Genomic DNA, 14778 nt, shown 5'->3' on the forward strand with positions numbered 1-14778 from the left:
TTTCGTGAACGGAATGCTCTAGAAGCTTCCTTCAGGATTGCGCATCAGGCAAACTGCAGATGGCGCTTGACGCCAACGTCGGGCATCTTGTCGTCGTCGAGATTGGCCTTGGCGATCTCCCAACCGAATTTCAGCGTGCTGCCTGTGGAAACCCAGATCTCGGCATCGTCGACATGCAGGGAAAGCATGGTGAGTTTCGGGTCTTTCTTGCCGCCGTCATACCAGGCCGCCACCATCGAACTCCAATATTCCTCGATCTTGGACGGGTCGGGGCGTACCTCGATCGCGCCGGAAAGGCAGGCGTGATAATCGTGGTCCTTGCCGATGACGCAGAAATGCGCGCGGCTGCCGGGTTTGATGGCCCGCACGATGTCGGCATCGGTCTTGGTGTAGAACCAGATCGTGTTGGTGGTGGGATCGGCATGCGGTGCCATCGGCTGCATATGCATGTCCAGCCCGGAAATCCCGAGCATGCCGGCATGCACACCGTTGACCTGATCCCAAAGCTGACGTGCTGGTTGCTCCCGCGCCTCGCTGAGACTTGCCATGACCGTTCCTTTCCGTTGGATGGAGTTCGGTTGAAACGTCATCCCTTCGCCTTTGTTCCGAACTGCTTTTCCCTTGAACGGCTGCCGTTTCGCTCTTATAAGGCGGCCCATTCCGAACAATGAGACGTGAACAGGGGTGCCATGGCTGGCCATTCACAGTTTAAAAACATCATGCACCGCAAAGGCCGTCAGGATGCCGTGCGGTCGAAAATGTTCTCCAAGCTCGCGCGCGAAATCACCGTTGCCGCCAAGGCCGGCCTGCCCGACCCGACGATGAATGCCCGACTTCGCCTGGCGATCCAGAACGCCAAGGCCCAGTCCATGCCGAAGGACAATATCGACCGCGCCATCAAGAAGGCAGCCGGCGCCGACAGCGAGAACTACGATGAAGTCCGCTACGAGGGCTACGGCCCCGGCGGCACGGCGATCATCGTTGAGGCCCTGACCGATAATCGCAACCGCACCGCCTCCAACGTTCGCTCGATCTTCACCAAGGCCGGCGGCGCTTTGGGCGAAACCGGGTCCGTTTCCTTCTCGTTCGATCATGTCGGCGAAATCTCCTACAAGCTTTCCGTCGGTGACGCCGACAAGGTGATGGAAGCCGCAATCGAAGCCGGCGCAGACGATGTCGAGACCGACGAAGAGGGCCACTACATCACCTGCGCCTTCGAAGCGCTGGGCGAAGTTTCGAAAGCCCTGGAAACGAGCCTCGGCGAAGCCGAAACCGTCAAGGCCGTCTGGCGTGCCCAGAACAATGTGCCGGTCGACGAAGAAAAAGCCCAGTCTCTGATGAAGCTCATCGACTCGCTCGAAGATGATGACGACGTGCAGAACGTCTATTCCAACTTCGAGGTTTCGGAAGAGGTTCTGGCGAAGCTCTCCGCCTGAGTTCGCTCAGGCAGGCGTGAATCAAAACCGGCACTGCCAAACCCGCGACGTCATCCTCGGCCTTGTGCCGAGGATCTGCGCCGATCCAATTAAGCATCTGAAAATAGATATTTTCCCGTCAAGCAATTGCAGTGGTTAGATGCTCGGCACAAGGCCGAGCATGACGGTGGAGACGTTGTCAACAAACTGAACCCGGCCTTGGCGCCGGGTTTTTCTGTCTCTGACGAAAGCTCCGAAAATCTCACGCCGCGGCCCGCAAGAAGTTTCCCAATCCCGCGAACAATTCCACCGATCTCAATCGCGCCTCGATGTCATGAATCGGCATCGAGATGATCACTTCGTCCGCCTGCGTTTCCTTGAGAAACTCCGTCAGTTTCGCGTCCGCCGTCTCCGGCGAGCCTACGACGGCGTAGCGCAGTGTGTGTTCGACGTTCATCTTCTCCATCGGCGACCAGAAGCCTTCCATATCGGCCACCGGACGTGGAAACGGACCGCGGACATTGCGGCGCAGGTTGACGAATTGCTGCTGCGCCGAGGTGAAGTGGTAGCGCGCCTCCTCGTCCGTTTCCGCCACCGCGCCCATGACGCCGACCATCACATAGGGCTTGTCGAGCGTCGCCGAGGGCTGGAAGCGGTCGCGGTAGATCGCGATGGCGTCGAGCAGCATGTCGGGCGCGAAATGCGAGGCGAAGGCGTAGGGAAGGCCAAGCATGGCGGCGAGCTGAGCGCTGTACAAGCTGGAGCCGAGCAGCCAGATGGGAACATGTGAACCATTGCCGGGAACGGCGAGGATCGCCTGGTTCTCGACCGCGGTGCCGAGAAGCTGCTGCAGCTCCACCACATCGTTGGGAAAACTGTTGGCGCCGGCCTCGAGGTTGCGCCGCAGTGCCTGGGCCGTGCGCATGTCCGTTCCCGGAGCTCGCCCGAGGCCGAGATCGACTCGGCCGGGGAAGAGCGCCTCCAGCGTGCCGAACTGCTCGGCGATGACGAGTGGCGAATGATTGGGCAGCATGACGCCGCCGGAGCCGATGCGAATGCGCTTGGTCGCGGCGCCGACATGGCCGATGACGACTGATGTGGCGGCACTGGCGATTCCCGGCATGCCGTGATGTTCGGCGAGCCAGAAACGCTTGTAACCGAATTCCTCAGCCTTCCGCGCCATCTGCGCCGAGCTTTCGAGCGACTGGCGCACGGTGCTGCCTTCGGCAACGGGGGAAAGGTCGAGTATGGAGAAGGGAACCATGGGAAACCTGCCGGGCGGTTGACGGATGCCGTGTGTATGTAGGTTCGCACCCGCAGCGTTCCAAATCATGCGGGCAACAAAAAAAGGACCGCTTGAAAGCGGTCCTGTTCGATGTAGGAAACGGAGGCTTTACCGGTGACGGCGCAGCACATGCACCTCGGCGCTTGGCCTGTGGTGGTCATGCGACAGCGTGAAATTGCCGAGCTGGCGGTCCATCTCCAGGGCTTCCGTCGCCAGCCGGTGGATCGCCGCCGTCGTCTCCTCAACCATCGAGGCGTTCTGCTGCGTCATCGTGTCGAGTTCGGCAACGGCGCTGTTGATCTCGCGCAGCATGTTAGCCTCGTCGCGGGTCGCGCCCATGATCTCGTTGATCTGTCCGTTGATCGCCTCGACATGCGCGCCGATGCCCGTCAGCGCAAGACCGGCCTTTTCGACGAGCGCGACGCCGCTTTCTACCTCATGCGTCGATTTCTGCAGCAGGCTGGAGATTTCCTTCGCCGCACTCGACGAGCGCTGAGCGAGCTCGCGGACTTCCATGGCGACGACCGCAAAGCCCTTGCCGGATTCCCCCGCGCGCGCCGCCTCGACACCGGCATTGAGCGCCAGCAGGTTGGTCTGGAAGGCAATGTCGTCGATGACAGAGATGATCGTGTTGATCTGGCGCGAGGAGGTCTGGATCGCCTCCATCGCCGCGATCGTATCCTGCATGATCTGGCCGGAGCCGGTCGTCTCCTTTTTGGCATCACGGGCGATACGCTCGGCCTGCTCGGCGCGCTCGATCTGCCGGCGGACGGACTGGGTGATGGCGCCGATCGCATTCGCCGTTTCGGTAATCGAAGCGGCCTGACGCTCGGTGCGCCCGGCAAGTTCGTCGGCGCTGGTGCGCATCTCTTCGGACCCGGCGCGCACCGCCATCGAGTTGCCGCCGATTGCCGTCATGGTTTCGCTGAGCGTCGCGAGCGCCTCGTTGAAATTGATGCGCAGGCTTTCGAGCTCGCTCGGGAAGCGGGTATCGATCTGATAGGCGAGATCGCCGCTCGCCAGGTGATGCAGTCCCTCGTCGAGTGCCTTCACCACCTGCTGCAGCGACTTCGCCTCGGCCTCGCGCTCGGCAAGGTTCTGCTGGCGGTCGTGTTCGGCTTGCAGGCGGGTCGCTTCGCTCGCCGCTTCGAGTTCGCGGCCTTCGATCAGCGACTGCCGGAAGCGGGCGAGCGCCTTCGCCATCGTACCGATCTCATCCTTGCGGTTCAGGCTGCCGATCTCGCTGTTGAGCTTGCCGTCGGCGACGTCGCGGGTAACACCGGCAAGCCGGGCAAGCGGCGAGAACAGGAAGTTGGTCACGAGCCCGGTCGCAACCGCCATGACGACAAGCACGCCGACGCCGATCATCGTCAGCAAGGCAGCGATTTCGATCGAACCGGCATTGAGTTCGCTGAGCAGCACACTCTCGACCACGAGGAGGCGGTCGCCGCGATAGTCGATGCCGCGGACATAGGCGCGGGCCGCGCCATCCGCCCTGTCGAAATCGGCCACCGTCATCGTGGAATTGGCAAGCGCATCCTTGATGAAGGTGAAAGGCGTCGCATCGAGCGTCGCAAGGCTGCCGTTCGCATCGAGGCCGACCGCCGATCCATCGCCTGAGACGATCGCCGCCCGCGCCGTGCTGCCCTGAATGATGCCTTTGGCGAGGATGTTGGTGACGATGTCCTCGCGCACCTTGAAGAGGATGATGCCCTTGGCCGCTCCGAGCTTGACGATCGGCACGGCATAGAAGATCGCCGACTTGCCGCTGGCGGGATCGACGCGCAGACCGGAAAACCCTGTCGGCGCCGCGTCATCCGTCGCCTTGGCGGTATTTTCGATCGCCTTGGCGAAAGCGATGCCGGCGCCGGTTACCTTCCAGGCGTCCGACTTCAGGTTCTCGGCGAAGTCGTCCTCCTTCTTGTAGGAATAAAGAACGGTACCGTCGAGATCGGCGATCAGCAGATCGCTGAATGCGGTGTCTTCGAGGTCGCGCGCGACTTCGCCCTGCGTCTGCTCATGGTTCGAATAATAAAAACCGCTCGGCCCTTCCGGCTTCATCAGCTTCTCGCGCTGGTCGGCCGGGTTGGGATTGCCCGTGATGAAAACCTTCTTCAGCTCGGCGCGGGCATCGCCCGAAGTCTTCTGGATTGTTTTCCAGCCGCTTTTCAAGCTGGTAATCGACATCTGCAGCGCTTCGATGCGCGCGATTGAGTTGGCTTGGTTCTCGAGCTGCGCCAGTTGATCCTGCAGCATGTCGCCGCGGAAGATCAGCACGCTTTCCTTGGCCTTCAGCGCCTGCTCGTCGGAAATCCGGCTGCTGGCGAAATAGGCGAGCACGTCGATGACCGCTATCGACAGCACAGTCATCAGAATGAATGTGGCAATAACCTTGAAGGACAGGGACTGAAATCTCTGAGCCATCTACAACGTACCCTTCTGAACGGCGCCTATCGGCCTGGGCGCGCAGCATGCCCGACCGAATACCTGCAAACAGACCAACGGGAGCCTATTCTTTGTGGAACAAGCCCCTGTCACATCCGATGAACTAGAATTCCGGCATCTGTTTTAATTCGCGGTAAATGGCGCGTATTAAAACCGTACGTGTTTTTGTTTTGTTCACATATCAATGGCAATTAATTCGCAATCGCCGTAGGTTGAACCATGCAAAATACGATTCGCATCATCGGCATCGATCCGGGTCTTCGCCGCACCGGCTGGGGAATTATCGATACATTGGGCAATTCCCTGAAATTTGTGGCATCGGGCACGGTGACCTCAGATGGCGACATGGACCTCGCCTCCCGCCTCTGCCAGCTGCATGATGGGCTGGCGGAAATCGTGCACAGCTACAAGCCGGATGAAGCCGCCGTCGAACAGACCTTCGTCAACAAGGATGCAGTGGCAACCCTGAAGCTCGGCCAAGCCCGCGGCATTGCCATGCTGGTGCCGGCGCGCGCCGGGCTGCCGGTCTCCGAATATGCTCCGAACGCCGTGAAGAAGGCGGTCATCGGCGTCGGTCATGGCGAAAAGCAGCAGATTCACATGATGTTGAAGATCCTGATGCCGAAAGTCGAATTCAAGGGCGACGACGCCGCCGACGCGCTCGCAATCGCCATCTGCCACGCGCACAATCGCGGCGGCCACCGGATGCGGCAAGCGTTGGCGGGATACCTCGTTCTTGACTTGTTCTCCCTTTCTGATAAGTAATACCTCGGAGGTATTACCATGCGCGTGACCGAAAAGGGCCAGGTGACCATTCCCAAGGATATCCGTGACCGTTTGAAGATAGGTCCCGGTTCGGAGGTGGATTTCATCGCCGACGAAAAGGGCGCCCGCCTCGTGGTTCTATCCAGCAGAACAGAACCTTCGCAGGATGATTTTGAATCCTGGCTCGGCAGCATGAGCGGAACCCTCGATACCAATGGCATGACGACGGATAAATTCATGGAATGGCTGAGGGGACCGCGTGACGACATCGGTCCTCATTGATACGATTATCTTCATAGATGTCTTCGGTCCGCAAAACCCTTACAGGGAATGGTCCGCGCGAGCCCTGAGTTTGTTGCGGACGGAATCTCAGTTCATCATGACACCGGTCGTCTGGGCGGAGTTGGCAAGCGTTAGCCCGCGCGAGGAAACCCTTGCATTTCTCCTGTCACGGTTAAATCTGATCCGCGAAGCCCTGCCGTTTTCCGCCGCTTATCGGGCAGGACTCGCGCATGCGCAGTATCGCAGAGGCGGCGGCCCGCGCGAGCGCACCCTGCCGGATTTTTTCATCGGCGCGCATGCCCTGGTGAGATCACACCGTCTGTTGACGCGCGATAGCGCGCGCTACCGCCCTTATTTCCCCGAATTGGACATCATTTCCCCCGAAACGCACCCTTGAGAGACCGCGACCCATGATCGGCAAGCTGAAAGGCACCATAGACGAAATCGGCGAAGACTATGTGCTCGTCGATGTGCACGGCGTCTGCTACGTCGCCCATTGCTCGGCCCGTACTCTCTCCAAGCTCGGATCGGCGGGTGAAGCCTGCGTGCTCTTCATTGAAACCTATGTACGCGAAGATCAGCTGAAGCTGTTCGGCTTCATGACCGCGCTGGAACGGGAATGGTTCAACCTACTTCAGAGCGTCCAGGGAGTCGGCGCCAAGGTGGCGCTCGCCGTGCTCTCGACGCTGACACCGGGCGAACTCGCCAATGCGATCGCCCTGCAGGACCGTGCCGCCGTCTCGCGCGCACCGGGCGTCGGCCCGAAAGTGGCGATGCGCCTCGTCACCGAGCTCAAGAACCGGGCGCCGGCCTATGCCGGGGAAGCGATCAACATCGCCCTCAAGCAGGAACTTGGCGAAGGTGTCGCCGCCGCACCGGTTGCCGATGCGGTGTCGGCGCTGACCAACCTAGGCTACACCAGAGACCAGGCGGCAAATGCCGTCGCCGCAGCGATGAAGACGGCTGGCGAAGGCGCCGACAGCGCCAAGCTGATCCGATTGGGATTGAAGGAACTGGCGCGATAGAGTAGGATAAACTATCAAGTTTCCGCCAGATGACCAATTTTCCAACCAGCTTGCCAGAGTAGGATTGATGATCGATGTGGGGAGAATTTACGCTTTCGCCGAAGGGTCAGATAACGCTGCCGAAGGAACTGCGGGATGCTCTCGGCCTTCAGCCCGGCGATCAGCTTGTTTTCTCTATCATCGACGGAGAGGTCGTGATCACACCAAAATCGATCAACTTCAATGATCTCGCAGGCCTTCTGGGAGCGCCTCCCAATGGACGTGCTTCCCTGGAGGAGATCGACGCAGCGGTCACCGGTGCTGCGGGCAGCGATGTGGTCAACGAAGCCACGCGGTCGAAATCGGATGTTGCGGCATGATTGCCTATGGTGTGGATACGAACATCCTGCTGAGGCTTATCGTCGACGGTGATCCAGAGCAGAGGGCTGCTGCGCTGAAGTTCGGTGAAGGCATCGGCAGGGACTATCGTGGATTTCTGTCGCTGCTGAACCTCTTGGAACTTGATTGGGCGTTGCGCGCGCGGTTCGGTTTCAAGAAAAACGATGTTGTCGAGGCAATCGGCAAATTGACACGCGTCAGAGGATTGGACATCGAGAGCCAGACCTTGGTGATTAAAGCCCTGAGAGCCGTGGAAACGCGCAACGCCGATTTTGCCGATGCCCTAATTGGCTATCGCGCCGCCGATGAGGGATGCCAGGCGACCAAGACATTTGACCGGCATGCGTTCAAGACCGTGCCAGGTATGGAGCTTCTTTCATGAGCGAACCCGCCCGCCTGATATCGCCGGAAAAGCGGGGCGAAGACCTTGATGTGACACTGCGCCCGCAATCGCTGGACGAATTCACCGGCCAGGCGGAAGCGCGCGCCAATCTCAAGATCTTCATCGAGGCTGCGAAGAACCGCGGCGAGGCGCTGGACCATGTGCTCTTCGTCGGTCCGCCCGGCCTCGGCAAGACAACGCTGGCGCAGATCATGGCCAAGGAACTCGGCGTTAACTTCCGCTCGACATCCGGCCCGGTGATCGCCAAGGCCGGCGATCTCGCCGCTCTGCTCACCAATCTCGAGGAGCGTGACGTGCTCTTCATCGACGAGATCCATCGCCTCAATCCGGCCGTCGAGGAAATTCTCTATCCCGCGATGGAGGATTTCCAGCTCGATCTCATCATCGGCGAAGGCCCGGCCGCCCGTTCGGTGAAGATCGATCTGTCGAAATTCACGCTTGTGGCCGCTACCACCCGCCTCGGCCTGCTGACGACGCCGCTGCGCGATCGCTTCGGCATCCCGGTGCGGCTCAGCTTCTACACCGTCGAGGAGCTGGAACTGATCGTGCGCCGCGGCGCTCGGCTGATGAACCTGCCGATGACGGAAGAGGGTGCGCGCGAGATCGCAAGGCGGGCCCGCGGTACCCCGCGCATCGCTGGTAGGCTGCTGCGGCGCGTGCGCGACTTTGCTGAGGTGGCAAGAGCCGAAGCCGTTACCCGCGAGATCGCCGACGAGGCGCTGACCCGCCTCCTGGTGGATAATGTCGGCCTGGACCAGCTCGACAAACGCTACCTCAACATGATCGCCGTCAATTTCGGCGGCGGCCCGGTCGGCATCGAAACCATCGCCGCCGGCCTTTCCGAGCCGCGCGACGCGATCGAGGACATCATCGAACCCTATATGATCCAGCAGGGTTTCATTCAGCGCACCCCGCGCGGCCGTGTTCTAACCGCAATCGCGTGGAAACATCTCGGAATGCAACCACCCAAAGATATGGAGGCTGCGCAGTTCCGGCTGTTCCAGGAGGACGACTGAGTGATCACCCGCCGCGGATTTTTCAAGGCTCTTGGCGGCGGTGTTGCGGGCGTCATATCGCTTGGCGGTTACGCCTTCGCCTTTGAACCGCTCGCGCGGCTCAGCATTACCCGCTATCGGCTGACGCCGCCCGGATGGACGCCGGGGCTCAAGCTCCGCGTCGTTGCGCTCGCCGATATCCATGCCTGCGAGCCCTGGATGTCGGCAAATCGCATTGCCGCAATCTGCCACAAGGCAAACGAACTCGAAGGCGATGTGACCGTCCTGCTCGGAGACTATGCGTCCGGGATGAACATGGTGACGCAATACGTGCATTCGAGCCAATGGTCCAAGGCACTCGCGACCCTGCAGGCCCCTCTCGGTGTCCATGCGATCATGGGCAATCACGACTGGTGGGAAGACAGGACCGCACAGAAGAATGGCGGGATGGAAACTTTCGGACACCGGGCTCTCGCCGACGTCGGTATCTCCGTCTACGGCAACCGTGCCGTCCGGCTCGAAAAGGATGGCCACGGCTTCTGGCTCGCGGGCCTCGAAGATCAGATGGCGCTATTGCCCGGCAGGAAATGGGGTCGCACGCATATGCTCGGCCTCGACGATCTCGATGGAACGATGGCTGAGGTGACCGACGATGCCCCCGTCATTCTGCTCGCCCACGAGCCCGATATCTTTCCGCGCGTGCCCGAGCGGGTCTCGCTGACACTGTCGGGCCACACCCATGGCGGACAGATCCGCTTCCTCGGCCATTCGCCGGTCGTCCCCTCGCGCTACGGCAATCGCTACGCCTATGGCCACATCGTCGAAGACGGGCGTAATATCATCATCTCCGGCGGTCTCGGCTGCTCCATCGCGCCGGTCCGCTTCGGCGTGCCGCCGGAAATCGTCGTGATCGATCTCGGATAGGAACGACGTGAGCAAGCGCACTCCCATTCGCCTGACTATGACGCAAACATTCCGCAGTACCTGAAGAGGAAAGCCGCCGATGTCGACCTTCGATCCCGTCAGGGCCTATCGCAAGCTCGCCTATAACAACGCGCTTGCCAACCACCGCCTGCTTCACGCCTGCGCGACACTGAAGCCCGGCGAATTTGAAGCGTCGCGCACAAGCTTCTTTCCCTCGATCAAGGAAACCCTGAACCACATCATCACCGTCGACTGGTTCTATGTCGATGGCATGGAAGGCGGCACGCTCGGGGTCCGCGCCTTTGAGGTCGACGAACCCTTCGACGACGTCGAGTCGCTGACGCATGCGCAGGCGAAGGTCGATCAGCGCCTGATCGCACTTTGCGAAGCCCTGACGCCGGAAAGGCTGATTTCGACGGTCATTCTCCATCGCGGCGACCGCATCCAGGAAGAGCGGATGGAAGACGTGCTCGCCCACCTCTTCCAGCACCAGACCCATCATCGCGGCCAGGTCCATGCGATGCTTGCCGGCACGAGCGTCGCCCCGCCGCAGCTCGACGAATTCATCGTCGCCGACGATGCGCGGTTTCGCGGCAAGGAACTCGCCGAACTAGGCTGGAGTGAAGAAAGGCTGATGCGTTAGTGCATTTCCGTTTTCTTCGAATCACGGAGATGCTCTATCTCTTTGTTTTCACGCAATTCCGGACGCAAAACCGTTACACACTTTTGCTGGAATTGCTCTAGGGCATGTCTCGCGAAAATGTGCAGCGGTATTGCGATAAAGACATCCGGAAAAACAAAGACCTACAGCGTAATAAAGCGAATCTGAAAGTTCGCTACATACTTTAGTCCTGCAGCCGTCTCTTCAGCCCATCGATGATCGATTTGGTGAGAAGGTCGTAATTCTCGTCGAAATGATGGTCGCCGGGCAGTTCGACCACTTCGGCACCGCTATCCCTAAGAGCCGGACAAGCGACATCGTCGTCGTCATCCTTGCCGTAGATACACTGCACGAGCTTCGGATCGACATTCTTCAAATCGGCGACGGGATCGCCACCCGCCCCTTCGGTCTTCTGGCCGAGCCAGCCGAGAACGGAGATGACGTAGTCGACTTGGTGCGAGAGCGACAGCAGCGACAACTGCACCACTGCGGACTTCTCGGCCGGCTTGAGGAGCTGGTAGGTCGCGGGCAGGACGTCGGCGCCGAAGGAGTAGCCGACGAGCAACACGTGCTTTACCTTCCACTGCTTGCGGTAAAAATCGATGATCTTCGAAAGATCGCTCGCCGTCTCCTCCGGCTTGCGTTCCGACCAGAAATAATGGAGCGAATCGACGCCAACGACGGGAATGCCTTCCTTCTGCAGCGTGCCGCCGACCTCCTTGTCGATATCGCGCCAGCCGCCATCGCCGGAATAAATCACCGCCATCGTGTCGAAGGCCGGCGTCGCCTCGAGCACCGCCAGCGGCAGGCCGAGCGGATTACCGAAGGCGCCCGAAGCGGTGACAAGATCGTCGAGCGTATCGGCAAATACCGTCTGCGCATCGTCGGTGGTGTCACGGATCTCGACCGCCGGATGCGCCTTCTTCAGCGCCTCGGTATGCGCCCGGCCGTTCTTGTCGGCATCGGGCGTGAAGATGGAAATGATAGGATCCGGCAGGGCGCCATCGCTGAGGCCATACAAGGTGCGTTCGCCGACCACCTGCTTGGAAGCCGGCGTGCAAAGCTCCTTGGTGAGCGGAATGCCGGCCATGGGATTGACGGCAAGCGTCTGCCCGATCGTCGCGTCCGGGGTCTGTGCGGCAATCGCCAGCGCCAAGGCCCCGCCCTCGCCGATGCCTGCGACGATCGGCAGGTGGTAGGCATTGTTGCCGGTCGCGCGCTGCACCTGCTGGCTGAGCGATTCGATATCCGAGACCATATAGATGCAGCCATCGTTGAGGCTGACATCGTAGCGGCTGAGCGACTGGATATAGGAAGGAAAGTCGACGCCGATGACGACGGCGCCTTCGGCGACCAGCCTGTCGGCCTCGGCCTTCTCATAATCGCCCCAGCCGGCGGCATCCGAGATTAGCATCACCGTGCCTTTGACCTCGCCTTCCGGCAGGAAGATGTGCGGCGACGGGATGAGCCCGGTTTCGAAGCTCTGGGTGGTCTCCTCGGCGGCGCGCGCCGGTGCAGCGGCAAGCAGGCAGGCGCATGCCGTGGCAAGAAGGATCGTCCTGATCATTTTCTCACTACCCCTTTCAGTCCGCCCCCGATCAGAAATGTCGCGTCCATCAACGCGATCATCGGATTGCCTCCTCCGGAGACCGCAAGATAGCGCGGTTGCCAGTGCGGATGAAACTTGGATTTAAATGCCCGAAGGCCCTTGAAGTTATAAAAGCGCTCGCCGTGCTCGAAGACGGTGCTGCCGATGCGGTCCCAGACGGGCGCCGCCTCGCGTTTCGACATGCCGGAGAGGGGCGCCATGCCGAGATTGAAGTGAGTGAAACCCTGCCCGCGCAGATATTCCATGATCTGCACGAAAAGAAAATCCATCGAGCCCTTCGGCGCGTCCGGCGAGAAGCGCATGAGATCGATCGTGCCCTCCTCCCTGGATTCGGTGACGAGGATGTTGGCGAAAGCGACGATCTTGCCGTCCTTCTTCAGGATGCCGACCGGTTGCGAGGAGACGTAATCGGGATCGAAGGAACCGAGCGAGAAGCCCTTTTCCTTGGCATTGTGATGTTCGAGCCAAGCGATGGAAACGGCGGCGAGATCGTCCATGATCCCGCCCACGTTCTCGGGTTCGACGACGGCGAACTCCAGCCCGTCACGCTGGGCCCGGCTCGCCGTCTGGCGAAGGTTCGCCCATTTGCCGCCCTTCATTTCGAAGGTCCGGAGATCGGCCACCGCCAACTCGCCGAGCTTGAAGGCGCGCAGGCCGGCATCGGCGCAATGGGAAAGCAGTGCCGGCGAGATCTGGTAGAAGACCGCGCGGCAGCCGGCCGCGCGCGCCGCTTCGACGAAGCACCAGACGAGTTCCGGCACGGCGCGATGATCGCCGACCGGGTCGAACAGCGCGATCCACGAGCGGCCTTGCCGGCCATACATGATGAAGGCGTCGCCTTTTTCCGAAAACATGATGCTCTTGTCGCCCATGCGGACCAGATTGGCGTCGGCATTGCCCTGCTTCGAGACGATCTCGACGGCACGCGCCAGCGCCTCCTCCGTCGCCGGTTCCGGCCGGAAGGCCGCCGGCCGGAGCAGGCTGAAAATGGCGATCGCCGAGGAGATGATGGTGATGCCGAGCAAGGCGCGTAAGCCTCGCGGCGCCTCGGCGGTGAATTCGAACTGCCACCAGAGTTCGTTGCTGTATTCGACGTCGCGATAGACGAAGAGCAGGATGACGACGGCGCCGACGACAATGACGGCAATCGCCATCAGCCAGGAGGCCGTCATCGCCTGGTTGAGCAGCGAGGCGTGACGGGTGAAAAGCCGACGGCTGACGAAGAGGCCGAAAATGAGGAAAGCGAGAAACGCGGCTTCAACGAGCGCGATTGCCTTCAAGAGCGACAAGGTTAGGGCGGCGAGAGCCGAGAACACGGCAACCCACCAGGCGCCGTCAAGCCGCTGGCCGAGTCCGCGGGCGGCGACGACGAGCGCGAGCCCGAGCAGGCTGGAGAGGAAATGGGCGCCTTCGACCAGCGGCAGCGGCAGATAGGTGGAGAGGAACTCGAGGTTCTGGTCCGGCGTCGGCGTAACACTCGAAAACACCAGCATGACGCCGAGCAGCAGCGCAAGCGCCGAAAGCAGCTGCGGCATCAGCCGCCCACCGATGCGCCGGACACTGGAGGCGGCCGGATGGTCGACAAAACGGCGCAGTTCCGCCGCCGACACCGCGAGCACGGCGATCAGCAGCGGCAATACATGGTAGATCAGCCGGTAGAGCACCAGCGATCCCAACACCGCATCGATATTCACCGCGCTGCCGAGCGAGGCGATGATCACGGTCTCGAACACGCCGAGTCCAGCCGGAACGTGGCTGAGCACGCCGAGACCGACAGCGATCGCGTAGACGGCGAGGAAGGCCGGCCAACCGATCGCCGTCTGCGGCAGGAGCACGTAGAGCACCGACGCGGAGGCGGCGATATCGAAGGCAGTGACGAGGAACTGACGCGACCAGGTTCGCGAATCCGGCAGACGGATTGCCACGGCGCCCAGATGGAGCACGCGGCCCTCGCGGCCGATGATCATCATGGCCCCTAGAATGGCGATGATCGAGCCGGCAATCAGCCGCAGGAGGAATGCGCTGACGCCGATCAGCGGCCCGATCTCGCTGGCGATGATGATCAGGGCGATCGACGCGACAGCCGCGAGACCGAGGCCGAAGGAGAGCGTGACGAAGGCAATGATACGGCCGATATCTTCTGGCGAGAGCCCGAGGCGCGTATAGGCGCGATAGCGGATCGCGCCGCCCGAAAGCGCGCCGAAGCCGGCGGTATTGCCGACAGCATAGGCGCTGAACGCCGTCAGCGCCACATGCGGAAAGGGCAGCTTCTTGCCGATATATTCGATGGCGTTTAGGTCGTAAAAGACCAGCGAGAGGAAACTGAGGGCCGTGAAAAGTAGCGCAAGCAGCATCGCACTCGGCCTGGTCGCCGCAAGCGCACCGACGACATCGTCATAACGTACCTCGTTGGTGAGCTTCATGATCGCGTAGCCAACGAGACAGAAGACCACAAGTGTCGCGGCTGCCGTCAGCGGCGTCCTGTAACGTCTGAAAAGCCCACGGACGGAAAAATCGTCCGTCTCCTTCATTTCTTCCAAATTGCCGTGCCCCGACATCTCGTACCTGCGCATTTCAACTTGGCGGGAATC

15 protein-coding genes are annotated in these 14778 nt (G+C 61.0%); 10 read left to right on the forward strand and 5 right to left on the reverse strand.

The features are described 5' to 3' along the window. Positions 1-44: 44 nt before the first annotated feature. Positions 45-548 carry a pyridoxamine 5'-phosphate oxidase family protein gene (locus J0663_RS05215; RefSeq protein ID WP_207243374.1) on the reverse strand — a complete coding sequence of 168 codons (504 nt, stop codon included), beginning with the start codon at positions 546-548 and terminating at the stop codon, positions 45-47. Between the two features lie 141 nt (positions 549-689). Here J0663_RS05215 and J0663_RS05220 point away from each other — a divergent pair, with 141 nt between their 5' ends. Further along, positions 690-1436 carry a YebC/PmpR family DNA-binding transcriptional regulator gene (locus tag J0663_RS05220; protein WP_207243376.1) on the forward strand — a complete coding sequence of 249 codons (747 nt, stop codon included), beginning with the start codon at positions 690-692 and terminating at the stop codon, positions 1434-1436. Positions 1437-1677: 241 nt separating this feature from the next. Here the strand turns inward: J0663_RS05220 and J0663_RS05225 are convergent, their stop codons facing one another. Together J0663_RS05225 and J0663_RS05230 are read right to left on the reverse strand one after the other, a co-directional pair. Next, the gene (locus tag J0663_RS05225; protein WP_207243377.1) at positions 1678-2679 is read right to left on the reverse strand and encodes an LLM class flavin-dependent oxidoreductase; all 1002 of its coding nucleotides are present in this window, start codon (positions 2677-2679) and stop codon (positions 1678-1680) included. Between the two features lie 129 nt (positions 2680-2808). Further along, on the reverse strand, positions 2809-5124 hold the full coding sequence (locus J0663_RS05230; RefSeq protein ID WP_207243378.1) for a methyl-accepting chemotaxis protein: 2316 nt from the start codon (positions 5122-5124) through the stop codon (positions 2809-2811). Between the two features lie 240 nt (positions 5125-5364). On the opposite strand from J0663_RS05230, the gene ruvC reads away from it, so the two are divergent. From ruvC to J0663_RS05275, 9 genes are all read left to right on the forward strand, one after another. Then, the gene (ruvC, locus tag J0663_RS05235) at positions 5365-5910 is read left to right on the forward strand and encodes a crossover junction endodeoxyribonuclease RuvC (RefSeq protein ID WP_207243379.1); all 546 of its coding nucleotides are present in this window, start codon (positions 5365-5367) and stop codon (positions 5908-5910) included. A gap of 18 nt (positions 5911-5928) precedes the next feature. Then, entirely contained in the window at positions 5929-6192 is a 264-nt protein-coding gene (locus tag J0663_RS05240) for an AbrB/MazE/SpoVT family DNA-binding domain-containing protein (protein WP_207243381.1), read from the forward strand. Next, positions 6170-6589: a type II toxin-antitoxin system VapC family toxin gene (locus tag J0663_RS05245; protein WP_207243383.1), complete on the forward strand. Its 420-nt coding sequence runs from the start codon at positions 6170-6172 to the stop codon at positions 6587-6589. The genes J0663_RS05240 and J0663_RS05245 overlap by 23 nt, the downstream gene beginning before the upstream one ends. Positions 6590-6602: 13 nt before the next feature. Then, positions 6603-7217, forward strand: coding sequence for a Holliday junction branch migration protein RuvA (ruvA, locus tag J0663_RS05250; protein ID WP_207243384.1), 615 nt, complete (start codon positions 6603-6605; stop codon positions 7215-7217). Positions 7218-7291: 74 nt separating this feature from the next. Further along, complete coding sequence (locus tag J0663_RS05255; protein WP_207243386.1) at positions 7292-7576, forward strand: AbrB/MazE/SpoVT family DNA-binding domain-containing protein; 285 nt, start codon at positions 7292-7294, stop codon at positions 7574-7576. After that, positions 7573-7977, forward strand: a complete 405-nt coding sequence (locus J0663_RS05260) for a type II toxin-antitoxin system VapC family toxin (RefSeq protein ID WP_207243388.1) — start codon at positions 7573-7575, stop codon at positions 7975-7977. The genes J0663_RS05255 and J0663_RS05260 overlap by 4 nt, the downstream gene beginning before the upstream one ends. After that, entirely contained in the window at positions 7974-9014 is a 1041-nt protein-coding gene (ruvB, locus tag J0663_RS05265) for a Holliday junction branch migration DNA helicase RuvB (RefSeq protein WP_207243389.1), read from the forward strand. The genes J0663_RS05260 and ruvB overlap by 4 nt, the downstream gene beginning before the upstream one ends. Further along, positions 9015-9917, forward strand: coding sequence for a metallophosphoesterase (locus J0663_RS05270; protein ID WP_207243391.1), 903 nt, complete (start codon positions 9015-9017; stop codon positions 9915-9917). A gap of 79 nt (positions 9918-9996) precedes the next feature. Continuing rightward, the gene (locus J0663_RS05275) at positions 9997-10560 is read left to right on the forward strand and encodes a DinB family protein (RefSeq protein ID WP_207243392.1); all 564 of its coding nucleotides are present in this window, start codon (positions 9997-9999) and stop codon (positions 10558-10560) included. 202 nt (positions 10561-10762) lie between these two features. Here the strand turns inward: J0663_RS05275 and J0663_RS05280 are convergent, their stop codons facing one another. Further along, on the reverse strand, positions 10763-12145 hold the full coding sequence (locus tag J0663_RS05280; protein ID WP_207243393.1) for a virulence factor family protein: 1383 nt from the start codon (positions 12143-12145) through the stop codon (positions 10763-10765). Further along, positions 12142-14745 (reverse strand): bifunctional lysylphosphatidylglycerol flippase/synthetase MprF, encoded by a 2604-nt coding sequence (gene mprF / locus J0663_RS05285; protein WP_207244441.1) that lies wholly within the window; start codon positions 14743-14745, stop codon positions 12142-12144. Before mprF ends, J0663_RS05280 begins: the two co-directional genes overlap by 4 nt. Positions 14746-14778: the final 33 nt, after the last annotated feature.

Origin of the sequence: Rhizobium lentis (assembly GCF_017352135.1) — a bacterium.
GTDB lineage: Bacteria > Pseudomonadota > Alphaproteobacteria > Rhizobiales > Rhizobiaceae > Rhizobium > Rhizobium lentis.

Bases quoted from the DNA above. Each gene is read 5' to 3' on its own strand.
- ruvC (WP_207243379.1), top strand. From the start codon at position 5,365: ATGCAAAATACGATTCGCATCATCGGCATCGATCCGGGTCTTCGCCGC.
- ruvB (WP_207243389.1), top strand. From the start codon at position 7,974: ATGAGCGAACCCGCCCGCCTGATATCGCCGGAAAAGCGGGGCGAAGAC.
- J0663_RS05220 (WP_207243376.1), top strand. From the start codon at position 690: ATGGCTGGCCATTCACAGTTTAAAAACATCATGCACCGCAAAGGCCGT.
- J0663_RS05225 (WP_207243377.1), bottom strand. From the start codon at position 2,679: ATGGTTCCCTTCTCCATACTCGACCTTTCCCCCGTTGCCGAAGGCAGC.
- J0663_RS05255 (WP_207243386.1), top strand. From the start codon at position 7,292: ATGTGGGGAGAATTTACGCTTTCGCCGAAGGGTCAGATAACGCTGCCG.
- J0663_RS05240 (WP_207243381.1), top strand. From the start codon at position 5,929: ATGCGCGTGACCGAAAAGGGCCAGGTGACCATTCCCAAGGATATCCGT.
- J0663_RS05215 (WP_207243374.1), bottom strand. From the start codon at position 548: ATGGCAAGTCTCAGCGAGGCGCGGGAGCAACCAGCACGTCAGCTTTGG.
- J0663_RS05230 (WP_207243378.1), bottom strand. From the start codon at position 5,124: ATGGCTCAGAGATTTCAGTCCCTGTCCTTCAAGGTTATTGCCACATTC.
- mprF (WP_207244441.1), bottom strand. From the start codon at position 14,745: ATGTCGGGGCACGGCAATTTGGAAGAAATGAAGGAGACGGACGATTTT.
- J0663_RS05275 (WP_207243392.1), top strand. From the start codon at position 9,997: ATGTCGACCTTCGATCCCGTCAGGGCCTATCGCAAGCTCGCCTATAAC.
- J0663_RS05280 (WP_207243393.1), bottom strand. From the start codon at position 12,145: ATGATCAGGACGATCCTTCTTGCCACGGCATGCGCCTGCCTGCTTGCC.
- J0663_RS05260 (WP_207243388.1), top strand. From the start codon at position 7,573: ATGATTGCCTATGGTGTGGATACGAACATCCTGCTGAGGCTTATCGTC.
- ruvA (WP_207243384.1), top strand. From the start codon at position 6,603: ATGATCGGCAAGCTGAAAGGCACCATAGACGAAATCGGCGAAGACTAT.